The 20,867-nt window shown below is 72.2% G+C and carries 23 protein-coding genes and 2 tRNA genes; 17 read left to right on the forward strand and 8 right to left on the reverse strand.

All coding sequences use genetic code 11. From position 1 onward, the window contains the following. Positions 1-28: 28 nt before the first annotated feature. The 3 genes from tuf to QMO56_RS16755 all read right to left on the reverse strand — a co-directional run bounded on the left by tuf (position 29) and on the right by QMO56_RS16755 (position 1,550). Complete coding sequence (gene tuf, locus QMO56_RS16745; RefSeq protein ID WP_283527487.1) at positions 29-1,216, reverse strand: elongation factor Tu; 1,188 nt, start codon at positions 1,214-1,216, stop codon at positions 29-31. 81 nt (positions 1,217-1,297) lie between these two features. Then, positions 1,298-1,371, reverse strand: a tRNA-Gly gene (locus QMO56_RS16750). A 96-nt stretch (positions 1,372-1,467) separates the two neighbouring features. Next, positions 1,468-1,550 (reverse strand) — tRNA-Tyr (locus QMO56_RS16755). A gap of 134 nt (positions 1,551-1,684) precedes the next feature. Between QMO56_RS16755 and rlmB the strand changes: the two genes are divergently transcribed. The 7 genes from rlmB to QMO56_RS16790 all read left to right on the forward strand — a co-directional run bounded on the left by rlmB (position 1,685) and on the right by QMO56_RS16790 (position 5,852). Next, on the forward strand, positions 1,685-2,587 hold the full coding sequence (gene rlmB, locus QMO56_RS16760) for a 23S rRNA (guanosine(2251)-2'-O)-methyltransferase RlmB (RefSeq protein ID WP_283527516.1): 903 nt from the start codon (positions 1,685-1,687) through the stop codon (positions 2,585-2,587). Positions 2,588-2,698: 111 nt separating this feature from the next. Beyond that, on the forward strand, positions 2,699-2,932 hold the full coding sequence (locus tag QMO56_RS16765) for a hypothetical protein (RefSeq protein WP_283527518.1): 234 nt from the start codon (positions 2,699-2,701) through the stop codon (positions 2,930-2,932). An 11-nt stretch (positions 2,933-2,943) separates the two neighbouring features. Beyond that, positions 2,944-3,132, forward strand: coding sequence for a hypothetical protein (locus tag QMO56_RS16770; RefSeq protein ID WP_283527519.1), 189 nt, complete (start codon positions 2,944-2,946; stop codon positions 3,130-3,132). Positions 3,133-3,339: 207 nt separating this feature from the next. Next, positions 3,340-3,969, forward strand: coding sequence for a hypothetical protein (locus QMO56_RS16775; protein WP_283527521.1), 630 nt, complete (start codon positions 3,340-3,342; stop codon positions 3,967-3,969). Between the two features lie 194 nt (positions 3,970-4,163). After that, positions 4,164-5,054 carry a formate dehydrogenase accessory sulfurtransferase FdhD gene (fdhD, locus tag QMO56_RS16780; RefSeq protein WP_283527523.1) on the forward strand — a complete coding sequence of 297 codons (891 nt, stop codon included), beginning with the start codon at positions 4,164-4,166 and terminating at the stop codon, positions 5,052-5,054. Beyond that, positions 5,044-5,709, forward strand: coding sequence for a molybdenum cofactor guanylyltransferase MobA (gene mobA / locus QMO56_RS16785; protein ID WP_283527525.1), 666 nt, complete (start codon positions 5,044-5,046; stop codon positions 5,707-5,709). Before fdhD ends, mobA begins: the two co-directional genes overlap by 11 nt. Then, positions 5,706-5,852 carry a hypothetical protein gene (locus QMO56_RS16790; protein ID WP_283527527.1) on the forward strand — a complete coding sequence of 49 codons (147 nt, stop codon included), beginning with the start codon at positions 5,706-5,708 and terminating at the stop codon, positions 5,850-5,852. The genes mobA and QMO56_RS16790 overlap by 4 nt, the downstream gene beginning before the upstream one ends. Before the next feature lie 44 nt (positions 5,853-5,896). On the opposite strand, the gene QMO56_RS16795 is transcribed toward QMO56_RS16790, so the two are convergent. Beyond that, positions 5,897-6,736 (reverse strand): extracellular solute-binding protein, encoded by an 840-nt coding sequence (locus QMO56_RS16795; protein WP_283527529.1) that lies wholly within the window; start codon positions 6,734-6,736, stop codon positions 5,897-5,899. A gap of 113 nt (positions 6,737-6,849) precedes the next feature. Here QMO56_RS16795 and QMO56_RS16800 point away from each other — a divergent pair, with 113 nt between their 5' ends. Beyond that, positions 6,850-7,725, forward strand: a complete 876-nt coding sequence (locus tag QMO56_RS16800) for a helix-turn-helix transcriptional regulator (protein WP_283527531.1) — start codon at positions 6,850-6,852, stop codon at positions 7,723-7,725. Positions 7,726-7,788: 63 nt separating this feature from the next. On the opposite strand, the gene QMO56_RS16805 is transcribed toward QMO56_RS16800, so the two are convergent. Further along, complete coding sequence (locus QMO56_RS16805; protein WP_283527533.1) at positions 7,789-8,034, reverse strand: hypothetical protein; 246 nt, start codon at positions 8,032-8,034, stop codon at positions 7,789-7,791. Positions 8,035-8,119: 85 nt separating this feature from the next. Continuing rightward, complete coding sequence (locus QMO56_RS16810; protein WP_283527535.1) at positions 8,120-9,130, reverse strand: trypsin-like peptidase domain-containing protein; 1,011 nt, start codon at positions 9,128-9,130, stop codon at positions 8,120-8,122. An 81-nt stretch (positions 9,131-9,211) separates the two neighbouring features. Here QMO56_RS16810 and QMO56_RS16815 point away from each other — a divergent pair, with 81 nt between their 5' ends. From QMO56_RS16815 to QMO56_RS16845, 7 genes are all read left to right on the forward strand, one after another. After that, positions 9,212-11,584: a heavy metal translocating P-type ATPase gene (locus tag QMO56_RS16815; protein WP_283527537.1), complete on the forward strand. Its 2,373-nt coding sequence runs from the start codon at positions 9,212-9,214 to the stop codon at positions 11,582-11,584. Beyond that, positions 11,581-11,970 (forward strand): Cu(I)-responsive transcriptional regulator, encoded by a 390-nt coding sequence (gene cueR / locus QMO56_RS16820; protein ID WP_283527539.1) that lies wholly within the window; start codon positions 11,581-11,583, stop codon positions 11,968-11,970. Before QMO56_RS16815 ends, cueR begins: the two co-directional genes overlap by 4 nt. Further along, positions 11,967-12,170 carry a heavy-metal-associated domain-containing protein gene (locus tag QMO56_RS16825; RefSeq protein WP_283527542.1) on the forward strand — a complete coding sequence of 68 codons (204 nt, stop codon included), beginning with the start codon at positions 11,967-11,969 and terminating at the stop codon, positions 12,168-12,170. The genes cueR and QMO56_RS16825 overlap by 4 nt, the downstream gene beginning before the upstream one ends. Positions 12,171-12,383: 213 nt before the next feature. Beyond that, on the forward strand, positions 12,384-12,917 hold the full coding sequence (locus QMO56_RS16830) for a hypothetical protein (protein ID WP_283527544.1): 534 nt from the start codon (positions 12,384-12,386) through the stop codon (positions 12,915-12,917). Positions 12,918-13,032: 115 nt separating this feature from the next. Next, positions 13,033-14,205, forward strand: a complete 1,173-nt coding sequence (locus QMO56_RS16835) for a CaiB/BaiF CoA-transferase family protein (protein WP_283527546.1) — start codon at positions 13,033-13,035, stop codon at positions 14,203-14,205. A 3-nt stretch (positions 14,206-14,208) separates the two neighbouring features. Next, positions 14,209-15,393 (forward strand): enolase C-terminal domain-like protein, encoded by a 1,185-nt coding sequence (locus QMO56_RS16840; RefSeq protein WP_283527548.1) that lies wholly within the window; start codon positions 14,209-14,211, stop codon positions 15,391-15,393. A gap of 270 nt (positions 15,394-15,663) precedes the next feature. Next, positions 15,664-16,887: an MFS transporter gene (locus QMO56_RS16845; RefSeq protein WP_283527550.1), complete on the forward strand. Its 1,224-nt coding sequence runs from the start codon at positions 15,664-15,666 to the stop codon at positions 16,885-16,887. Between the two features lie 10 nt (positions 16,888-16,897). On the opposite strand, the gene QMO56_RS16850 is transcribed toward QMO56_RS16845, so the two are convergent. Both QMO56_RS16850 and QMO56_RS16855 read right to left on the reverse strand, forming a co-directional pair. Further along, on the reverse strand, positions 16,898-17,677 hold the full coding sequence (locus QMO56_RS16850) for an SDR family oxidoreductase (protein WP_283527552.1): 780 nt from the start codon (positions 17,675-17,677) through the stop codon (positions 16,898-16,900). Beyond that, positions 17,674-19,470, reverse strand: a complete 1,797-nt coding sequence (locus QMO56_RS16855; protein ID WP_283527554.1) for a hypothetical protein — start codon at positions 19,468-19,470, stop codon at positions 17,674-17,676. The genes QMO56_RS16850 and QMO56_RS16855 overlap by 4 nt, the downstream gene beginning before the upstream one ends. Before the next feature lie 153 nt (positions 19,471-19,623). Here QMO56_RS16855 and QMO56_RS16860 point away from each other — a divergent pair, with 153 nt between their 5' ends. Together QMO56_RS16860 and QMO56_RS16865 are read left to right on the forward strand one after the other, a co-directional pair. Then, positions 19,624-20,064 (forward strand): DVU3141 family protein, encoded by a 441-nt coding sequence (locus QMO56_RS16860; RefSeq protein ID WP_283527556.1) that lies wholly within the window; start codon positions 19,624-19,626, stop codon positions 20,062-20,064. Next, complete coding sequence (locus QMO56_RS16865; RefSeq protein WP_283527558.1) at positions 20,061-20,861, forward strand: ABC transporter permease; 801 nt, start codon at positions 20,061-20,063, stop codon at positions 20,859-20,861. Before QMO56_RS16860 ends, QMO56_RS16865 begins: the two co-directional genes overlap by 4 nt. Positions 20,862-20,867: the final 6 nt, after the last annotated feature.

A 20,867-nucleotide genomic window follows, 5' to 3' on the forward strand; every position in this document is an offset into this window, starting at 1 on the left:
CGCTCCATTCAGATCTCGCGGCCGGCGCTTACGCGCTGATGGAGGCGACGACGCCGGCGCCGACGGTGCGGCCGCCCTCGCGGATGGCGAAGCGCAGGCCCTCGTCCATCGCGATCGGCGCGATCAGCTCGACGTCCATCGACACGTTGTCGCCCGGCATCACCATCTCCACCCCCGCCGGCAGCGTCACCACGCCGGTCACGTCGGTCGTGCGGAAGTAGAACTGCGGACGATAGTTGGTGAAGAACGGCGTGTGCCGCCCGCCCTCTTCCTTCGTCAGCACATAGGCCTCGGCCTTGAACTTGTTGTGCGGCTTGATCGAGCCGGGGGCCGCCAGAACCTGGCCGCGCTCCACGTCCTCGCGCTTCGTGCCGCGCAGCAGCGCGCCGATGTTGTCGCCCGCCTCGCCGCTGTCCAGCAGCTTGCGGAACATCTCGACGCCCGTCACCGTCGTCTTCACCGTCGCCTTCAGCCCGACGATCTCGACTTCATCACCGACCTTGACGATGCCGCGCTCCACCCGGCCGGTCACCACCGTGCCGCGGCCGGAGATCGAGAACACGTCCTCGATCGGCATCAGGAACGGACGGTCCTTCGGGCGCTCCGGCTGCGGGATGTAGCTGTCCACCGCCTCCATCAGCGCGAGAATCGCCTTCTCGCCGAGCTCCGGGTCCTTGTCCTCCAGCGCCATCAGCGCCGAGCCCTTGATCACCGGAATGTCGTCGCCAGGAAACTGGTAGCTCGACAGCAGCTCACGGACTTCCATCTCGACCAGCTCGAGCAGGTCGGGATCGGCCATGTCGCACTTGTTCAGGAACACCACCAGCGCCGGAACGCCAACCTGCCGCGCCAGCAGGATGTGCTCGCGCGTCTGCGGCATCGGGCCGTCGGCCGCCGACACCACCAGGATCGCGCCGTCCATCTGCGCCGCGCCGGTGATCATGTTCTTCACGTAGTCGGCGTGGCCCGGGCAGTCCACATGCGCGTAGTGCCGGTTCGCCGTCTCGTACTCGACATGCGCCGTCGAGATCGTGATCCCGCGCGCACGCTCCTCCGGCGCCTTGTCGATCTGGTCATACGCCGTGAACGACGCACCGCCCGACTTCGCCAGAACCTTGGTGATCGCCGCCGTCAGCGACGTCTTGCCATGGTCAACGTGCCCGATCGTCCCAATGTTGCAGTGCGGCTTGTTCCGCTCAAACTTAGCTTTCGCCATCTATCGGTCACCCTGTCGGTCCAGCGCCGATACCGGCGCACCATAACTGGCCTGGCCCATGGTCCACCGCCCGCTCCGGCATGGAGCGGGTGACGGGAATCGAACCCGCACAACCAGCTTGGAAGGCTGGGGCTCTACCATTGAGCTACACCCGCACTGCACGGCATCCGAAAGGTACGCCGCGCGGTGGCGCCTTACAACCGGGACTTCGCCCCGGCTGCTTCGCGACGCCGGTCGCGAGCAGGCCGGTATGGAGGGGGTTGGATTCGAACCAACGTAGGCGTGCGCCAACGGATTTACAGTCCGTCCCCTTTAGCCACTCGGGCACCCCTCCGCGCTTTCCCGGCCGTCGGGAGCGCCGCGCTCTATCCCGTTTTCGTGGGACCTGTCAACGCGCCCTGAACGGATCGCGTGAAGAATCCGCGCCGGACCGCTTGCGCCCGCGCCGCCGATCCGCAGGATGCCGCCATGTCACGCCCGCCCCGCCGGCCCACCGGCCCACGCCTCCCCTCCCGCAGCCGCGACGAAGGCCCTGGCGCCACCCCGCATGCCCGCCCGCCCCACGGGGCCGGTGGCGAGCGCTCCTCTCCCCGTGGCCCGCGCCCCGATCCGGCCGCCGCCCCCGAACGCCCCGCCCCGCGCGAGCGCGGCGAGCCCGGCACCCACTGGCTCTACGGCCTGCACGCCGTGGCCGCCGCGCTCGGCAACCCGCGCCGGCGCCTGCGCCGCCTGCTGCTGACCGCCGAGGCCGAGCAGGCGCTGCTCGCCGAGCGCCCGAAGCCCTGGCCCGTGCAGGCCGAGCGGGCGGAGCGCGGCCGCTTCCAGACCTTCCTGCCGGAGGATGCCGTCCACCAGGGCGCCGCGCTGCTCTGCGAGCCGCTGCCGCCCACCCCGCTGGAGGAGGCGCTGGCCCGCTCGCGCGGCCCGGTGCTGCTGCTCGACCAGGTGACCGACCCGCGCAATGTCGGTGCCATCCTGCGCTCCGCTGCCGCCTTCGGCGCCGCCGCGGTGGTGATGCAGGACCGCAACGCCCCGCCCGAGACGGCGGCGATGGCCCGCGCCGCCGCCGGCGCGCTGGAGGTCCTCCCCGTGGTGCGCGAGGTGAACCTGGCGCGCGCCATCCAGATGCTGCAGCGCGCCGGCTACTGGGTGATGGGCCTGGCCGGCGAGGCGACCACCGAACTGGCCCGGGCCAAGCCGAAGGACCGGCCCGTCGCGCTGGTGCTCGGTGCGGAGGATACCGGCCTGCGCCGCCTGCAGCGGGAGACCTGCGACGAGCTGGTGCGGCTGCCGATCACCGGCGCGGTGGAAAGCCTCAACGTCTCCGTCGCGGCGGCGGTGGCGCTCTACGAGCTGGTTCGGGAGACGTAAGGAGAACGGCACCCGGCGTTCAGCCGCCGTTAAGGTGTGTGCGGCATCCTCACCATGCCGCCACCAAGGCGGATCCGATGCCAGGATGGCCCAGCTTCAGGACCTTCTCCCATGTCCAAACGGCCCATCAACTGGCACGACTTCTCCGAGCAGCAGCAGCTCGCCCTCTCCCAGGAGGCGCTGCGCCGCGCCGCCGAGACGCTCGCCGGCCATGCCGAGCTGCTGGCGCGCGAGATGGAGGGCGGCGCCCTGCTCGACCAGGGCGGTCCCGATGCCCTGCGCCTCTTTGCCGCGGTGGTGCGCGCCACCAGCACGGACGCCTTCGGCCCCGTGCTGCGAGCCTGAGGAGAGACGCGATGCCCGACGCCACCGAGATCCGCATCCTCACCCCCGCCCAGGAGACCCAGGCGCGCCTCCTGGCGCGGCAGAACGCGCTCGATGTCCACTTCCGCCCGCTGGAGGAGTTCCTCCCCGGCGAGGGCACGGGCGCCACCGTCGCCATCGCCCGTGGCACGGCCGCGGCGGCCTGGCTTGCCACCTTTTAGCACTTACGAACCAGGGACGCGAAGATTCAGCCATTCTTCACGTCCACCGCTTGCACGCCGCCGATTGCCGGCCTACCGACGCCCTGGTAACAGGAGTGCCGGCCATGGGCCTGAAGACCGCTGCCAGAAAGGCGCCGCCGAGGGGAGAACCCGGCCAGGCCTGCTGCCGCGCACTGCCGCTCCCCGCCTGAGCCGCGACCGCTCCCGATGGCATGGTTCCGGTGGCTGCTGCGCATCGCCCTCTGCGGTGCGCTGCTGGGGCTGGGTTTCTTCCTGGCAGCAACCGTCATGGCCGGAAATGGCGGCACCACGCCCCTGCCGCTCGGCACCGCACTGGATGATGTCGCGCCCTCCACGCTGGGGCGTGCGGCGGGCCTTGGCGCGGCGGCGCTGCTGGTGGCGCAGTTGCTTTTGCGCCCGATTCCTTTCTGGACCCGCCGCGCCCTGGCCGGGGGGCTGACCGTCGGGGCCGTTGCCATCGTCGCCTTCCACCAGTCCAGTCTGTTCGTGCTGCATCAGGTGTTCCATCTGGTGCCGGAGCGGGGCTTCCTGTTTGCGCCGCTGCCCTCCAGCAACCTGCCGGCGCTCTATGGGCTGATGCTGGCCGGCGCCCTGGGCGGCGGTGCGCTGGCCCTGGCGCTGCGCGCCGTGCACGCCCTGCCGGACCTGCTGACAGGCTTCCTCTTCGGCGCCTTCGGCCTGAGCCTGTTCAGCGTCCTGCCGCGCGTGCCGGGCTTCGACGACGTCTGGTGGCAGTGGCTCGTCATCAATGGCGGCTGGGGCTGGGGCACCGCTTTCCTGATGCGCCCCCTGGCCCTGCGGGGCGGCGGGGAATGAGGGGCACACCGGCAAGGCTGGGGGAATGAATTCCCCCAGGCCCCCTTCTTTTCCCTTCGAGTCTTCACGCATGCTGGCGGCCCGCGCAGCCCCGAACTGACAGAAGGAAGAAGGGGGGCTCGGGGGGAATTCATTCCCCCCGACCTTCACTGCGGGGATTGAGTGCCCCCGGCTGCGGGCGCATCTCTTTCCTCATGCCCGACACACTGCGCGTCCGCCCCGACCCGACCGACCCCCGCCTGACGCGCCGCGTGCGCGGGCTGGACCAGACTGGCGCGCCGGTCGAGGTCAGCGTCACCGTCGAGCGGCCGCTGACGCTCTATCTGAACGGCCAGGAGATCGTCACCATGATGACGATCGGCGACCGGCCGGAGGACCTGGCCCTGGGCTACCTGCTCAACCAGAACATGCTGCGCCCGGACGATATCGTCACGGCCATCGAGCATGACGAGGATCTGGGCGTCGTCGTGGTGCGGACGGAGCGGCCGACCGACCACGAGGCCAGGCTGAAGAAGAAGACGCTGACCTCCGGCTGTGCCCAGGGCACCGCCTTCGGGGACCTGATGGAAAATTTCTCCCAGGCCCGACTGCCGGCGGAGGCGGAACTGCGCACCTCCTGGCTCTACGGCCTGCTGCGCGCCATCAACACCCTGCCGACGCTCTACCTGGAGGCGGGCGCCATTCATGGCTGCGCGCTGTGCAAGGCGGACGCGCCGATCGTCTACATGGAGGATGTCGGCCGCCACAACGCGGTGGACAAGATCGCCGGCTGGATGTTCCGCCACGGCGAGCCGGGCGCCGACAAGATCTTCTACACCACCGGCCGCCTGACCTCCGAAATGGTCATCAAGACCGTCCGCATGGGCATCCCGATCCTGATCTCGCGCTCCGGCTTCACCGCCTGGGGCGTGGAGCTGGCGCAGGAGGTCGGGCTGACGCTGGTCGGCCGCTGCAAGGGCAGCCGCTTCATCGCCTTGGCCGGCGAGCACCGCATCGTCTTCGACGCCGACCCGCAGCGGGAGGGCGAGGAAAGCTCCCGCCACTGGCGCAAGAACAGCCGCGAGGCCGAGAGCCATGGCGCCTGACACGCTCGGCGTCGTCCTGGCCGGGGGCCTCGCCCGCCGGATGGGCGGCGGCGACAAGCCGCTGCGCCCGCTGGGCGGCCGCCCGCTGCTGGCGCATGTGCTGGAGCGGCTGCGCCCGCAGGTTGCCGCCCTGCTGCTGAACGCCAATGGCGAGCCCGCCCGCTTCGCCGCCTGGGGCCTGCCCGTGGTGCCGGATGGCCTGCCGGACTATCCCGGCCCGCTGGCCGGCATCCTGGCGGCGCTGGACTGGGCGGCGGCGCACCGGCCGGACCTCGCCTGGGTGGCCTCGGTGCCCGGCGATTCGCCTTTCATCCCCGCCTACCTGGTGGCGCGGCTGCATGCCGCCCGCGCGGCCGCGGAAGTGCCGCTGGCCTGCGCCCGCTCGGGCGGCTGGGCGCATCCGCCGATCGGCCTCTGGCCGGTGGCGCTGCGGGCCGAGCTCCGCGCGGCCCTCGAAGGAGGCGAGCGCAAGATCGACCGCTGGACCGCCCGTTTCGGCTGCGCCGAGGCGGAATGGCCCACCGCCCCTTTCGACCCCTTCTTCAACGCCAACACGCCGGAGGAACTCGCCACCGCCGAGTCCCTCTTGCGACAGGCGCCGCCGCCGCCCATAGCTCCAGGGAAGCCATTCCGGGGAACGGAGCGCCTGTCATGAAAGCCTTCATCAGCGGCGTCGTCGCCGCCGTCGCGATCGCTGCTGTCGCCGCCCTGGTGCTGGAGACCGAGGTGCAGCGCAGTGCCGACGCCGCCTTCCAGACCCAGGGGGTGCGCCTCTCGCCCACCACGCAGCCGGAATAGCCGACGCCGGGAAGGAGCTCCGGGGAATTTCTCTTCCAGGCTCCTCAGCCTTCCGGGTCGTTGGCGTTCGGAAAAAAGAGCTGCTGCCCGTCGATCCTGTAGCCGGCGATGGCCTGCTGCCCCGGCTCCGAGATCAGCCAGTCGATGAAGGCCTGACCTTCCTCCACCTTCACCTGCGGGTGCTTCGCCGGGTTCACCAGCATCACGCCGTACTGGTTGAACAGCCGCTTGTCGCCCTCGGTCAGCACGGCGAGGTCGCGGCGGTTGCGGAAGCTGATCCAGGTGCCGCGGTCGGAGAGCAGATAGGCATCCGCCGCCGCCGCCGCGGTGTTCAGCGCCGGCCCCATGCCCTGGCCGATCTCGCGGTACCAGTCCCCCCGCCCCTGGGCCGGGTCGATGCCGGCCAGCTTCCACAGGCGCAGCTCCGCCGCATGGGTGCCGGAGCGGTCGCCGCGGCTGATGAAAGGTGCCTTCTTCTCGGCGATGCGCTGCAGCGCCTTCACGATATCCGGCCCGGCGACCTTCACCCCGGCCGGGTCATCCTTCGGCCCGATCATCACAAAGTCGTTGTACATCACCGGGTAGCGCCTGGTGGCGAAGCCCTCGTCGAGGAATTTCCGCTCCGCCGCGCGGTCATGCACGAAGACGACATCGGCATCGCCGCGCCGCCCGACATCGAGTGCCTGCCCGGTGCCCAGTGCCACCACCCGCACCTTGATGCCCGTCGCCTGGGTGAAGAGCGGCAGAATATGCCCGAACAGGCCGGACTGCTCGGTGGAAGTGGTGGAGGCGACGGTGATGCTGCGCTCCTGCGCGGCGGCGGGGAGCGCTCCCAGCAGGCCGAGCAGCAGGGGGAGGGCGGCAAGGAAACGGCGGCGGCGCATGGCTCTGGTCCCGGGCTGGCATTGTGCTTAGGAGCAGAATGGCACGGCAAATGCCGCCCCCAACCCCGCCACGGGAAATCCGCCATGCACCACCTGCCGGAACCTGCCGTGAAATGCCGGACTTCCTGACGCTGAAGGAGGCTGCCCTCCTTCTCCGCCTCTCCGAGCGGGCGCTCTACGACCTCGCCCGCCAGCAGCGCCTGCCCGCGGTCTTCCTGGCGGGCAAATGGGTCTTCCCCCGCGCGCTGCTGCTGCGCTGGATGGCGCGCGAGGCCGGTCCGCAGGCTGCCCGGCTCGACCCGCCGCCGATCCTCGCCGGCAGCCATGATCCGCTGCTCGACTGGGCGGTGCGGCAATCCGGCTGCGGCCTGGCGATCGCCGCCGGCGGCAGCCTGGCGGGGCTGGAAGTGCTGGCGGAGGGCCGCGCCCTCGCCGCCGCCACCCACCTGCCCGACCCGGATGGCGGCGCCTTCAACGAGGCCACGGTGCGCGACCTCCTGCCGGATGCGCAGGCGGTCGGGCTGGTCTGGGCCTGGCGCGAGCAGGGGCTGATCCTGCCCGCCGGCAATCCGCGCCGCCTCACCGGCATCGCCGACCTGACCCGGCCCGAGATCCGCGTCATCGGCCGGCAGTCCCGCGCGGGCAGCCATCTCCTGCTGATGCACCTGCTGGCCGAGGCCGGCATCCGCCTGGAGGCCATCCGCTTCCTGCCACAGGCCGCCCTGGCGGAGGACGAGGTGGCCGCGGCCGTCGCCGATGGCCGCGCCGAGGCCGGCTTCGGCATCCGCGCCGAGGCGGCGGCCCGGGGGCTGCACTTCCTGCCGCTGGTGCGCGAGCGCTTCGACCTGGTGGCCCGTGCGCAGGACTGGTTCAGCCCTCCGCTTCAGGCGCTGCTGGCCTTTGCGCGGATGCCCGGCTTCCGGGCACGGGCGGAGCGGCTGACCGGGTACGACGTCGGCGCCACCGGAAGCGTGGCGTTCCGGGCCTGATCCCAGGGGGCGCCGCCCCCTGGAACCCCCGCCGGGGTGACCGTGTCACCCCGGACCCCGCCATCAGTTTTCCAGGGCGGCGCGGATGGCGGCGCGCTCGGCGGCCAGTTCGCCGCGCGCCACCGGCTGGCCGGCCCGCCGGTACCAATAGGCCGCATTGCCGGCATCGCCTTCCCAGCGATGCAGATGCGCATGTACCCAGTCGCAACCGGGCTCGCCCTCATGCGCCTGCACCACCTGGTGCGCGGCCTCCCAGTCGCCACGCTCGGCGTGCCCCAGCGCCACGAGAGCCGAATGTTGTGCGTCCATTGGGGTGTTCTCCCTCACTGATGCCGGGTCCAGGGGCCGCCTGGCCCCTGGCGGGGGAGCCTGAGGGGGCGGCGCCCCCTCGGCCCTACCGTTCGCAGCGGATGAACACCGTCCCCCGATGGGCGATTTCCCCCACATCCGCCCCGCTCATCTCCTCGCCGCGGCTGGTTCCCGTTGCCGGCGCCAAGCCGGCCCGCCGCAGGAAGGCCTGCGCCGCATCGCCCTTCACCGCGAAGTTCACGTTCTGCGGGATGTCGCCGATGCGCTTGGCGATATTCTGCGCGTGCAGCTTGCTGACCACCACCCCCACCACATGCCCGTGCAGGTCCAGCAGCGGTCCGCCGGAATTGCCCGGCTGCACCTCGGCGCTGACCTGGTAGTGGCTGGCATTGTTGCCGAGCCCGGCCAGCCCGTTCACCTCGCCGCGCGTCAGCTTGGGGTCGGAGGAGAGCAGCCCCGGCAGCGGAAAGCCATAGGCGATCACCCCCTCCCCCCGCCGCACCTCGGGGGCGCCGCGGAAGGGCAGCACCTCGCCGGGATTGCCCGGCACCGCCAGCAGGGCGAGGTCGAGCGTGGCGTCCACCTTGGCGGGCGGCACGGCCGGCAGCATCCGCCCATCGGCGGTGCGGATGAAGATGCGGCCGCAACCGCCGACGACATGCTGGTTGGTCAGCACCCGGTCCGTCGCCACCACGAAGCCGGTGCCGGAGGAAACGCGGGCGCGCGGGTTCGGCGCGCCCGGCGCCGGCTGGCTGGGCGCGGCGCGCAGGTCGGCGGTCTCCACCACCACGCGCGGCTCGGCGCAGATGTCGCGGTCGCGCAGAACCGCCTCCCGCCGGTCGGCCACCACCATGCGGATGTCGAAGCGGCAGCCGGCCTCAGCGCGGGTGCGCAGGGTGAAGACCTTCCCGCTCGGCATCGGCCGGGGCAGCGTGTTCGCGCCCCAGCCGGCGCGGCCGTCGCGCACCGCATAGACCGCGCTGGCCTCCTGGCCGGTGCGGTTGACGACCTGGATCTGATGCTCCCCGGCCGGCGCCTGGGCATGGGCGGCGGGCGGAAGCGCGAGAAGGGCAAGCAGCAGGGCGACGCGGTGCATGGCGCGGCATGTTCCCTGCCGCGAAGGCAACGTCAATGCATCCCTTGACCTTCCCATTATGGGAATCCCTATCTCCCTGCCATGCCGGACCAGCCCCCCCCTTCCCAGACCGTCTCGCTGCCCATCACGGGCATGACCTGCGCGAGCTGCGCCGGACGCGTCGAGCGTGCCCTGAAGCGCGTCCCCGGCGTCACCGCCGCCCGTGTCAACCTGGCCAGCGAGCGCGCCGAGGCCGCGGGCAGCGCCGCCCTCGCCGAGCTGACGGCGGCGGTGGAGAAGGCCGGCTACGGCGTCGGCGAGGCCACGCAGGAGCTTTCCATCGGTGGCATGACCTGTGCCAGCTGCGCCGGACGCGTCGAGCGGGCGCTGCGCAAGGTGCCGGGCGTGCTGGAGGTCTCGGTGAACCTGGCCACCGAGCGGGCGCATCTGCGCACCCTGGCCGGGCTCGACCCCGCCTTGCTGACGGCGGCGGTGGAGAAGGCTGGCTACAGCGTCCTGGGCGCCGAGGCCGAATCGGAGGAGGCCGCCCATCAGGCCCGGGCGCGGCGCGAGCTGGCCGAGCTGGTGGTGGCCTTCGCCCTGGCCGCGCCCTTCCTCGCCGGCATGGTGGGAATGCTGTTCGGTCAGCACTGGATGCCGCCGGGCTGGGCGCAGCTCCTGCTGGCCACCCCGCTGCAGTTCTGGCTGGGCTGGCGCTTCTATCGCGCCGGCTGGGCGGCGCTGAAGGCCCGCACCGGCAACATGGACCTGCTGGTCGCCATCGGCACCAGCGCCGCCTACGGCCTTTCCCTCGTGCAGTTGCTGCAGGGCGAGCAGCACCTCTATTTCGAGGCCTCGGCCGTCGTCATCGCCTTCGTGCTGCTCGGCCGCTTCTTCGAGGCGCGCGCCAAGCGCGCCACCGGCGCCGCCATCGCCGAGCTGCTGGCGCTGCGACCCCGCACCGCCCGCCGCCTCGACGCCGAAGGACGCGAGGAGGAGGTGCCGATCGCCACCCTGCATGTGGGCGACCGCGTGGTGGTCCGCCCCGGCGAGCGCATTCCCGCCGATGGCACGGTCGAGGAAGGTGCCGCCGGGGTGGACGAGAGCGCCCTCACCGGCGAGAGCCGCCCCGTCGAGAAGAACCCCGGCGACAGCGTCGCCACCGGCACCGTCACGCTGGACGGGCGGCTGGTGCTGCGCGCCACCGCGGTCGGCGGCGACACCCGCCTCGCCCAGGTGGCGGCGCTGGTGCAGGCGGCGCAGGCCAGCCGCGCCCCGGTGCAGAAGCTGGTGGACCGGGTCAGCGCCGTCTTCGTGCCGGCGGTGGTCGGCATCGCGGCCCTGACCTTCCTCGGCTGGCTGCTGGCGGGTGCCGGCGTGGCCACGGCCATCCTGCATGCCGTGGCGGTGCTGGTCATCGCCTGCCCCTGCGCGCTCGGTCTCGCCACTCCGGCCGCCATCATGGCCGGCACGGGCGCGGCGGCACGCGCCGGCATCCTGATCCGCGACGCCGCGGCCATCGAGCAGGCCGGGCACATCACCCTGGTTGCCTTCGACAAGACCGGCACGCTGACCGAGGGCCGCCCCCGCCTCGCCGCCCTGCACCCCGCCCCCGGCACCACGCGGGAGGCCGCGCTGCAGGCCGCCGCCCGCCTGCAGGCTGGCAGCGAGCACCCGCTGGCCCGCGCCGTGCTGGAGGCGGCCGGCGCGGCGCCGCTCCCCGCTGAATCCTTCCGCGCCCTGCCCGGCCGTGGCGTGGAGGGCGTGGTGGAGGGCCGCCGGCTGGTGCTCGGCAGCCAGCGCCTGCTGGCGGAGAGTGGCGCCGAGCCCGGCGAGCTTGCCGCCGCTTCCCAGGCTGCCGCCGCGGAGGGCCAGACCATCTCCTGGCTGATCGACCCCATCAGCCGGCGCACCCTGGCGCTGCTCGCCTTTGCCGATATGCCGCGCCCGGGCGCGGCCGAGGCGATCCGGGCGCTGGCGGTGCAGCATGTCCGCACCGCCATGGTCAGCGGCGACGGCCCGGCCGCCGCGCAGGCGGTGGCGCAGCGCCTCGGCATCGCCGAGGTCGCGGCGGAGGTGCTGCCCGAGGGCAAGGCCGCGCAGGTGGCCGCCTGGCAGGGCGAAGGCGCCCGCGTCGCCATGGTGGGCGACGGCGTGAACGACGCCGCCGCGCTCGCCACCGCCGATCTCGGCATCGCCATGGGCAGCGGCACGGATGCCGCCATCGCCGCCGCCCATGTCACCCTGCTGCGCCCGGACCCGGTGCTGGTCCCCGCCACCCTCGCCATCACCCGCGCGACACTGGCAAAGATCCGGCAGAACCTGGCCTGGGCCTTCGGCTTCAACACGCTGGGCATCCCACTGGCGGCGCTGGGCTACCTTTCCCCGGCGCTGGCCGGCGCGGCGATGGCTTTCTCCTCGGTGGCGGTGCTGTCCAACGCGCTGCTGCTGACCCGCTGGAAGGTGCGGACATGAACATTGGCGAGGCGGCGCGGCGCTCCGGCGTCAGCGCCAAGATGATCCGCCACTACGAGACGCAGGGGCTGGTGACACCGCAGCGCCTGGTCAATGGCTACCGCGACTATGCCGAGGCCGACCTCGCGGTGCTGCGCTTCATCCGCCATGCGCGGGCACTCGCCTTCCCGCTGGAGGATGTGCGGAAGCTCCTGGCCCTCTGGCGCGACCGCAACCGCGCCAGCGCCGATGTCCGGCAAATCGCCCTGGCGCATGTGGCGGCGCTGGAGAGCAAGGCGCAGGCGATGCAGGCCATGGCGGCCAGCCTGCGCCACCTGGCGGCGCATTGCCACGGCGATGCCCGCCCCGACTGCCCGATCCTGGATGAACTGGAGAAGAGCCCATGACCGAGACCCATATCCTGAACGTGCAGGGCATGACCTGCGGCCACTGCGCGCGCGCCGTGACCGAGGCGATCCGTGCCGAGGACTCCACCGCCGAGGTGACGGTGGACCTGCAGGGCAAGACCGTGCGCGCCACCACCAGCCTGCCGCGTCAGCGCATCGCCGAGCTGGTGACGGAAGAAGGCTACACCGTCGCAGCGTGAGCCCCGGAAAAGCCCGGGGAAAGGAATTTCCCCGGGCTCCCTTCTTTTCTCTCCAATCCTCCTGCGCCGACCGCCAGCCTGCCCGAACTGACAAAAAGAAGATGGGGGTCCGGGGGAATTCCTTCCCCCGGCCTTTTTCTCCTTCTGCCCCGTCGCAAACGACTCGTTCATCGTTTCCCTGCCAAAAACGCCTGCCAGCAGGAGGCAGGGCGCATGAGCGAGCTGTGGAAGGGACCGGCAATGCCGGAATTGCCTGATGTGGTGCCGGGCGGGCCGCGCAGTTCATCCCCCCTGGCCGACTACAACCGGGCGCGTTTCACCGGCTATGGCGGCACCGACGTGCACCGGGAGCTGGCGGAGTTGCCGCCCAGCCTCAACCCCATTGTCGCCCGTCTGCGCGCCGAGCTGGAGCGGCTTGCGGAAGCCTATGCCGATTTCTTCGCCCGGCATGCCGAGATGGACCCGCGCGCCCTGACCCGCACCAAGGAGGGCTGGTCGGTCGCGTGGCGCCGCTGGGCGCTGAACGACCTCGCCGACAAGGCGGCTGAGATGCGTGACATCTATGTGATTCACCGTGGCGACAGCTTCAGCCACCGCATGTTCCTGGACCGGCACGGCAAGCAACTGCTGGCCGTGCAGCCGCAGGAGCCCTTCTCGGCCCTGCGATACAAGCGGCTGACCGACGCCACCGACCTCTGCGACCTTTACGGCCCCTTCGCCCGCCTCTCCGACAGTCCGCTCGGCTGAATCCGGTGGGCTGGCGGGGGTTCCCGCGGCGCCGCGCGGGGCTACTCTGCCTGCCACGGCTCCAGGCGCCCATCAGGGCGCCTCCGGAGCACGCCAGACGGAGGAACCCAAGGCCATGCTGCCGCTTGCCCGCTTCACCGTGCTCGATCTCACGCGGGTCCGCTCCGGCCCCACCGCCGTCCGCCAGCTTGCCGACTGGGGCGCCAACGTCATCAAGATCGAGGCGCCCGAGGAGATCGACACCGGCAAGGGCCTGGGCGGCGACACGCACGGCCCGGATTACCAGAACGTCCACCGCAACAAGCGCTCCATCACCCTGAACCTGAAGTCGCCCGACGGGCTGGCGGTGTTCAAGCGGATGGTGGCGCAGGCCGATGTGGTGGTGGAGAACTACCGCCCGGACGTGAAGCAGCGGCTGGGCATCGACTACGAGGCGCTCGCCGCCATCAACCCGCGCATCGTGCTCGCCTCCATCTCCGGTTTCGGGCAGGACGGCCCCTATGCCAAGCGCCCGGGCTTCGATCAGATTGCCCAGGGCATGGGCGGGCTGATGAGCGTCACCGGCCTGCCCGGCCAGGGTCCGGTGCGCGCCGGCATCCCGGTGGCCGACCTCACCGCCGGGCTCTACACCGCCATCGGCATCCTGGTCGCGCTGCTGGAGCGGGAGCAGACCGGTAAGGGCCGCTGGGTGCACACCTCCCTGCTGGAGGCCATGGTCGCCATGATGGACTTCCAGGCGACCCGCTGGACCATGAAGGGCGAGGTGCCGAAGCAGGCCGGCAACGACCACCCCACCACCATCCCGACCGGCCTCTTCCGCACCAGCGACGGCGTCATCAACATCGCCGGCGGCGGCGGTGAGATGTGGCGGCGCATCGTCGCCGTGCTCGGCATCGAGCAGGAAGCCGCGGACCCCGACCTCGCCACCGACGCGCTGCGCTCCAGGAACCGCGCCAAGACCAATGCCGTCCTCCAGGCGAAGCTGGAGACCGACACGGCGGCCAACTGGGTGGAGAAGTTCAACGTCGCCGGCGTGCCCTGCGGCCCCGTCTACAGCATGGACCAGGTCTTCGCCGACGCGCAGGTGCAGCATCTCGGCCTCGCCTGGCCGGTGCAGCATCCGCAGCTCGGCGAGATCACGCTGGTGCGGCCGCCGATGCAGCTCGAAGGCGTGGAGCCGCCGCGCCGGCCGACGCCGGAGCGCGGCGAGCACACCAGCTCGGTGCTGCGCGAATTCGGCTTCGCGCCCGAGGAGATCGATTCGCTCCGCGCGAAGAAGGCCATCTGACCCATGCGCATCACCGCCATCCGCGACGGCGTCGCGCCGATCAGCAGCGACATCGCCAACGCCTATATCGACTTCTCCAAGATGACGGCGAGCATCGTCGCCATCACCGTGGAGGACGGCCAGGGGCGCAGCGCCACCGGCTTCGGCTTCAACTCCAACGGCCGCTACGCGCAGCCCGGCCTCTTGAAGGAGCGCTTCATCCCGCGCCTGCTGGAGGCGCCCGAGGCCCTGCTCGCCACGCCCGAGGGCGGGCTGAACCCGGCCGGCGCCTGGTCCGCCATGATGCGCAACGAGAAGCCCGGCGGGCATGGCGAGCGATCGGTCGCCGTCGGCGTGCTGGACATGGCGCTGTGGGACGCGGCGGCGAAGCTGGAGGGCGTGCCGCTCTGGAAGCTGCTGGCCGAGCGCTACCGCCAGGGCCAGGCCGACGAGAGCGCCTGGATCTACGCCGCCGGCGGCTATTACTACCCCGGCAAGGGCGTGGATCAGCTCGTCGAGGAGATGAAGCGCTATCTCGGCATGGGCTATTCGGTGGTGAAGATGAAGATCGGCGGCGCCCCCGGCGTGCCGGTCAAGGAAGCCCTGCCGGACGACATCCGCCGCATCGAGGCGGTGCTGAAGCTGCTCGGCGGCGACGGCTCCCGCCTCTGCGTGGACGTCAACGGCCGCTTCGGGCTGCACGCCGCGCTGGCCTATGCCGCCGCCCTCGCGCCCTTTGGCCTGCGCTGGTACGAGGAGCCGCTGGACCCGCTGGACTACAGCACCCATGCCGCCCTGGCCGAGCATTACAGCGGCCCGATCGCCACCGGCGAGAACCTCTTCTCCATGCAGGACGCGCGCAACCTGATCCGCCATGGCGGGCTGCGGCCGGACCGCGACATCCTGCAGTTCGACCCCGCCCTCTCCTACGGCCTGGTCGAATATCTCCGCACGCTGGAGATGCTCGGCCAGCACGGCTGGTCGCCGCGCCGCTGCGTGCCGCATGGCGGCCACCAGTTCGCGCTGAACATCGCGGTGGGCCTCGGCCTTGGTGGCAACGAGAGCTACCCGGAGGTCTTCGCGCCCTTCGGCGGCTTCGCCGACGACACGCCGGTGCAGGACAGCCGCATCCGCATGCCCGATGCGCCGGGCATCGGCTTCGAGCGCAAGGCGGCGCTCCATGCCGTGTTCCGGACGCTGCTGGACTGAAAAAGGCTGGAGGGAGTGAACTCCCCCCAGACCCCCCTCCTTCTTCTGTCAGTTTTCGGTTCTGGCGCCCGACCGGCCGCCGTGCCGCAGCTGCTCCAGCCCTGGCGCGGACGTGCTCCGCCAGCGCAAGCCGACTGACAAAAAAGAAGAAGAGGGGGTGCGGGGGAGAATTCATTCTCCCCCGCTGCCTTGGCGCCGCGGCGCGGTTCCGCCACAGTGGCGCAGAGCGGGGCGCGTAAATCCCCGCCGGAGGAAGCGGAACCCGGATTGATGCTGCCTTTATGGGCCAGCGCGCTCGTCGCGACGCTGATCGTGCAGACTGTGAGTTCCTTCGCCTCCATCGCCATCCCGCTGCTGGGTCCGCCGCTGATGGCGCGCGCCGGCCTGTCGCCGGAGAGCATCGGCTTCGTCTCCGCCCTGCTCTCCGCCGGCATCTGCTGGTTCCTGGCCTGTGGCGGCCCGATGCTCGGGCATTTCGGGGCCATCCGCACGCTGCAGATCGGGCTGGCCTGCATGGCGCTCGGCCTGTTCCTGCTGTCGCAGCCGCTGGGGCTGGTCAGCCTGCTCGGCGCCCTGGCCATTGGCTTCGGCACCGGCCCGAACACGCCGGCGGGCAGCCAGATCCTGATCCGTGCCGCGCCACCACGGCACCGCACGCTGATCTTCTCCATCAAGCAGGCGGGCGTGCCGCTGGGCGGTGCGCTGGCCGGGCTGAGCATCGCACCGCTGGCGGTCAGCCTGGGCCTCTCCGCCACGCTCTGGACGGTGATCGCCGTCGTCCTCGCCACCACACTGGTTGCACAGCCTTTCCGCCGCCTGCTGGACAGCGGCCGCGGCGCCGGACGGCCGGGCTGGGGGCGCGCCCTCTTCGCGCCCGCCGCGCTGCTGCGCTCGGTGCGGATCCTGGCCGCGCATCCCGCGCTGCCGCTGCTGACCGCGCTCGGCGCCTCCTTCTCGGTGATGCAGGCCTGCCTGATGGCCTTCATCGCGACCTACATGGTCACCGACCACCATGCCTCCCTGGCCGAGGCCGGGCGCATCGTGGCGGTGATGCAGGGCGCCAGCATGGTCGGCCGGGTGATGCTGGGCTGGATCGCGGACCGCATGGGCAACGCCCTGCGCCACCTCGTCCTGCAGGCGGTGATCTCGGCGCTCGCGGTGGCCCTGCTGATCACCGCCGGCGGGGCCGGCACCTGGGCGCTCCACGGCTGCGCCGCGCTGGTGGGCTTCACCGCCATCGGCTGGAACGGCGTCCATATCGCCGAGCTGGCGCGTGTTGCTCCCTCGGCGCTGGTCAGCGACGTCACCTCCGCCGCCAGCCTCTTCGGCTTCCTGGGCTCGATCTGCGGGCCGCTCGCCTTCGCCGCGCTGGTCGGCTGGAGCGGCAGCTATGCGGTGGCCTTTCTCGCCGCAGCCGGGCAGCTCGCCGCCTTCGGCCTGGCCAGTGCCCTGTTCCTGCGGCGCATGCCGGCGCTGGAGAAGCCGGCGGAATGAACGCGCCGCCTCACTCCACCCGCACGCGGAAGGCCATCCGCCGCACCAGCGCGTCCACCGCCCGCGCGGGCAGCAGCGGCGCCAGCCGCAAGGCCCAGCCCAGCGGCCAGGGAAAGACGCACTGCGCCGCCCCGCGCCGCAGGGCCCCCTCCACCTTGGCCGCCGCCGCCTCGGCGCTGAGGGAAAGCGGGCGCGGCCCGACCCAGCGCGCCCCCATGGCGCTGTCGAAAAAGCCCGGCGCGACCAGGGTGACCCGGACGCCCTCCGGCGCCAGCCCGGCCCGCAGCGCCTCGCCATAGGCCCAGAGCCCCGCCTTGCTGGCGCAATAGCCCGGACTGTCCGGCAGGCCGCGGAAGGCAGCGAGCGAGGTTATCAGCCCGATGGCCCCGGCGCCGCGCCGGCGCATGCCCGGCAGCAGCGGGTCCAGCAGGTTGAACGCGCCAAGCAGGTTCACCTCCACCTGCGCGCGGGCGGCGGCCAGCCCCTCGGGCGCGCCATCGGGCCGGGTGCCGGCGGCGATGCCGGCATTGGCGATGGCGAGGTCCACCGGCAGGGCCGTATCCCAGGCGCCCAGCAGCGCGGCCATGCCGGCGGCGTCGCGAACATCCTGCACCCCGAGTCGCGGCCGGGCGCCGCGCGCCGCGCAATCGGCCGCCACCCCCTCCAGCGCCGCACGGTCGCGCCCGATCAGCCCCAGCGTCACGCCCGGCGCCGCAAGGCGCCGCGCCAGCGCCGCGCCCAGCCCGCGCGAGGCCCCGGTGATGACGATGCTGTGGAAGTCGCGCCTCATCGCCACCGCCGCAGCCGCGCCACCGTGCCGCGCAGCCAGCCCTCGAAGCCCCGGTGCAGGGTGAAGGGTGAGAGCTTCCAGGCGGAGGGATCGTCCAGCCGCTCCAGGATCACTTCCGGCGGGCAGGGCAGCTCGGTCACCGGGTCCACCTGACGGGGAAACAGGATCAGCGCGGCGGCGACCAGCGCATCCAGCGTCAGGGTACGGCCGCGGCGCGGTGGCGGGTGGCGATCCTCGGTCAGGCCCCAGCCCGCATAGAAAGGCTGCCCCCAGGTGACCACCGGCACGCCGCGCAGCAGCGCCTCGAAACCGGAGAGCGAGGTCAGGGTATGGACCGCATCCATCTGCGGGAACAGCGCGGTCAGCGGCGCACCGGTCACCACCTGGTCGGCCAGGGCTTCGAGCGCGCTGGCCTCCAGCCGGCCCTTGCGGAAGCCGGCCTCCAGGTCCGGGTGGGGCTTGTAGATCAGGAAGGCCGCGGGGTGCGCGGCGCGCACCGCCTGGAGCAGCGCCAGGTTGCCCTGGATGGCGCCACCGCCGAGTCGCACCGAGGCATCGTCCTCCACCTGCCCCGGCACCAGCAGACGGGGGCGCCCGGGCGGCGCGGCAATCACCGGGGCGGCGCCGGTCAGGTTGTACTTGGTGACGCCCCGCGCCACGATCGCCCGGCGCAGCGCGGCGGCGCGCGCCAGCAGATCGGGCGGGAAGTCGGCGGCGGCCAGCAGGTGCTCCAGCGCACTCGGCCGGGCGGGGTCGTAGTAGACGCCGCGATCATCCACCGCATAGGCGGCACCGGGCAGGAAGCGGGCCCCCAGGCCGCGCGAACGGACGAAGCCGTCCTCCACGGTCAGCAGCGGCACCCCCGCGCGCGCGCAGGCCTCACGGAAGCCGGAGGGCATGGCGCCGGCCCAGGCGGCGACGGCGCCGCCCTGGCGCTTCGCCGCCGCGATGGCCTGCCCCGGCCGGCGGACGAAGCCCGGCGCGCCCTCGGCATGGGCGAAAAGCGCCGCCACGCGCCGGCGCTTCCAGGTGGCGATGCCCAGGCAGACCGCGACACGCCGGTTCTCCCGCTGCGTCGCCTGCCAGGCGGCCAGCTGGTCGAGCGCCTGCTCAAGGCGCCAGGGGCGATGCAGGAAGGGATCGGCGCAGCGGGTGGCGGCGATCACCGCGGCCCAGCCGGGCGCGGGGTCCAGCACCGCGCCGCCGACCGGCACCCCGGCCGCGGCGGCAAGGAGCGCCATCTCGGGCGAGGCGCCATGAAGCTCGGCGGCGAGGTCGAGCAGCGTCCAGGGCGCGAGGCGGGGCGCCAGCGCCCGCGCCCCGGCGGGTGGGACCAGCTGAGGCGGCGCCTCCCGCGGGGCGGCCGGGTCGCGCGCCAGCAGCACCGGCCGGCCCCGCGCGGTGGCCAGCGCATGCGCCAGCGCCGCACGGGCGGCAGGGGCACCGGCGGGGTCGCAGGGGTCGAGCACCAGCAGGGCGGCACGGGCTGGCAGTCCCAGCCCTTCCGCGCCCGGATCGGGCAGGCCGGGCTCGCCGCCCAGCCGCTCGGCGGCGATGCGCGCCGCCACCGCCCGGGCGCGGTCCAGTGCCACGGCATCCATTGGCGGCGACACGGCCTCGCGCACCAGCAGCGCCACCGGCGCGTGCCGTCCGTCGAAGTGGGGAGAGCGCAGCGGGCCCGGCGCGTAGCGCAGAATCGGCGGCGCCCGCCGGGGGGCCGGAGTGGCCTCCGGCAGGACCCAAAGCGCCGCGCGCCCGGGCGAAACAAGCCGGTGCTCGGGCCAGAATGCCATCAGCCGCGACATGTCGCATGGCGCTGCCCCGGGAAAGGCAATGTCGCAGCCCGACAAGGTCTCGCAAGACGTGAAAGTCATCTTTAATGATATTTCAACTGCGCGATCACGGGATGTTTTGCCAGCCGGGTTGCAGTGGGTTAGGTTCCGCCCATGCAATACCGTGTGCAAGCCTGCGTGATCGGGAAGCTGAAACTCGGCCTTTTCCCCTTCGCCGCCCGGATGCCGCTGGCCGGGCTGCTGCTTCTGGCTTCGCTGCTGGCCGGCTGCGGCAGCCTTCCCCGCCTGGGCGGAACAGGTTCGGAGGCGAGCCCCTCCACGGCCGCGCTGCCGCCCGCTCGCCCAGCCGACCCGCTGGCAGCCTTCGCGGCGCAGGCCCAGCCTGGGCAGCAGGCCGTCCTTGCGCCGACACCCGGCGCCGCGCCCGTCCCGGTGCGGCTGGTGCGCGACTACTTCGCGGCAAGCGGCCATCCCTGCCGCGAACTGGCCGTCGGCACGGGCACCGCACCGCGCGCCGCGCTCTATTGCGGGGAGCCCACGGGCTGGGCGGCGGCGCGGCCGCTGCTGCGCGGGGGAGCGGTGGGCCGGCCGTGATCGGCGATGTGCCCCGCCGCGAGCAGATGAGCCCTGCGGCGGCGCAGGCTGGCGTCATCAGCGCGCTGTTCATCCGCGAGATGCTGACGCGCGTCGGCCGCAGCCGGCTCGGCATCCTGTGGCTGATGGCGGAGCCGATCATCCTGTCCAGCATGATCTCGCTGCTGCACTGGGCGACCCGCTCGGAGCTGCCGAACGGGCTGCCGGTCTTCCTGTTCTACGCGCTGAGCTATGTCCCCTTCATGATGTTCCGCTCCATCGTGAACCGGGGATCGAGCGGCATCCAGGCCAACATCTCGCTGCTGCACCACAGGCGCATCACGCTGCTGGACGTGATGGTGGCGCGCAACCTGATGGAGATGATGGTCTGCGCCACCGTCATCGCGCTCTACATGGTGATCGCCACCCTCTTCCTCGGCGAGCCGCCGCATGCGCCGGCGCTGTTCGTCTTCGGCCTGGCACTCAGCGCGCTGCTGGCAAACGGGCTCGCCATGGTGCTGGGCTCCGCGCAGGTGGTCTGGGAGTGGATCGAACACCTGGTGCATCCCTTCACCTATCTGATGCTGCCGATCTCCGCCGCCTTCTTCATGCTCGACATGATGCCGCAGGAGACGCGCGAGCTGCTGCTTTGGAACCCCCTCGTGCATGTGCACGAGATGAACCGCTGGGCGCAGTTCGGGGACCGCGTCACGCCCTACTACGACATCAGCTACGTGCTGCTGTGGATCGTGCTGCTGAACCTCCTGGGAATGGCCGGGCTGCGGGTGGCCCGGTCGCGCCTGAGCATGTCCGACTGAGCCGCC

Origin of the sequence: Roseomonas sp. E05, from assembly GCF_030063475.1 — a bacterium.
GTDB lineage: Bacteria > Pseudomonadota > Alphaproteobacteria > Acetobacterales > Acetobacteraceae > Pseudoroseomonas.

Bases quoted from the DNA above. Each gene is read 5' to 3' on its own strand.
- tuf (WP_283527487.1), bottom strand. From the start codon at position 1,216: ATGGCGAAAGCTAAGTTTGAGCGGAACAAGCCGCACTGCAACATTGGG.
- QMO56_RS16815 (WP_283527537.1), top strand. From the start codon at position 9,212: ATGCCGGACCAGCCCCCCCCTTCCCAGACCGTCTCGCTGCCCATCACG.
- QMO56_RS16810 (WP_283527535.1), bottom strand. From the start codon at position 9,130: ATGCACCGCGTCGCCCTGCTGCTTGCCCTTCTCGCGCTTCCGCCCGCC.
- cueR (WP_283527539.1), top strand. From the start codon at position 11,581: ATGAACATTGGCGAGGCGGCGCGGCGCTCCGGCGTCAGCGCCAAGATG.
- QMO56_RS16840 (WP_283527548.1), top strand. From the start codon at position 14,209: ATGCGCATCACCGCCATCCGCGACGGCGTCGCGCCGATCAGCAGCGAC.
- fdhD (WP_283527523.1), top strand. From the start codon at position 4,164: ATGCCCGACACACTGCGCGTCCGCCCCGACCCGACCGACCCCCGCCTG.
- QMO56_RS16835 (WP_283527546.1), top strand. From the start codon at position 13,033: ATGCTGCCGCTTGCCCGCTTCACCGTGCTCGATCTCACGCGGGTCCGC.
- QMO56_RS16795 (WP_283527529.1), bottom strand. From the start codon at position 6,736: ATGCGCCGCCGCCGTTTCCTTGCCGCCCTCCCCCTGCTGCTCGGCCTG.
- QMO56_RS16845 (WP_283527550.1), top strand. From the start codon at position 15,664: ATGCTGCCTTTATGGGCCAGCGCGCTCGTCGCGACGCTGATCGTGCAG.
- QMO56_RS16775 (WP_283527521.1), top strand. From the start codon at position 3,340: ATGGCATGGTTCCGGTGGCTGCTGCGCATCGCCCTCTGCGGTGCGCTG.
- rlmB (WP_283527516.1), top strand. From the start codon at position 1,685: ATGTCACGCCCGCCCCGCCGGCCCACCGGCCCACGCCTCCCCTCCCGC.
- mobA (WP_283527525.1), top strand. From the start codon at position 5,044: ATGGCGCCTGACACGCTCGGCGTCGTCCTGGCCGGGGGCCTCGCCCGC.
- QMO56_RS16855 (WP_283527554.1), bottom strand. From the start codon at position 19,470: ATGGCATTCTGGCCCGAGCACCGGCTTGTTTCGCCCGGGCGCGCGGCG.
- QMO56_RS16800 (WP_283527531.1), top strand. From the start codon at position 6,850: ATGCCGGACTTCCTGACGCTGAAGGAGGCTGCCCTCCTTCTCCGCCTC.
- QMO56_RS16765 (WP_283527518.1), top strand. From the start codon at position 2,699: ATGTCCAAACGGCCCATCAACTGGCACGACTTCTCCGAGCAGCAGCAG.
- QMO56_RS16850 (WP_283527552.1), bottom strand. From the start codon at position 17,677: ATGAGGCGCGACTTCCACAGCATCGTCATCACCGGGGCCTCGCGCGGG.
- QMO56_RS16790 (WP_283527527.1), top strand. From the start codon at position 5,706: ATGAAAGCCTTCATCAGCGGCGTCGTCGCCGCCGTCGCGATCGCTGCT.
- QMO56_RS16770 (WP_283527519.1), top strand. From the start codon at position 2,944: ATGCCCGACGCCACCGAGATCCGCATCCTCACCCCCGCCCAGGAGACC.
- QMO56_RS16825 (WP_283527542.1), top strand. From the start codon at position 11,967: ATGACCGAGACCCATATCCTGAACGTGCAGGGCATGACCTGCGGCCAC.
- QMO56_RS16860 (WP_283527556.1), top strand. From the start codon at position 19,624: ATGCAATACCGTGTGCAAGCCTGCGTGATCGGGAAGCTGAAACTCGGC.
- QMO56_RS16805 (WP_283527533.1), bottom strand. From the start codon at position 8,034: ATGGACGCACAACATTCGGCTCTCGTGGCGCTGGGGCACGCCGAGCGT.
- QMO56_RS16830 (WP_283527544.1), top strand. From the start codon at position 12,384: ATGAGCGAGCTGTGGAAGGGACCGGCAATGCCGGAATTGCCTGATGTG.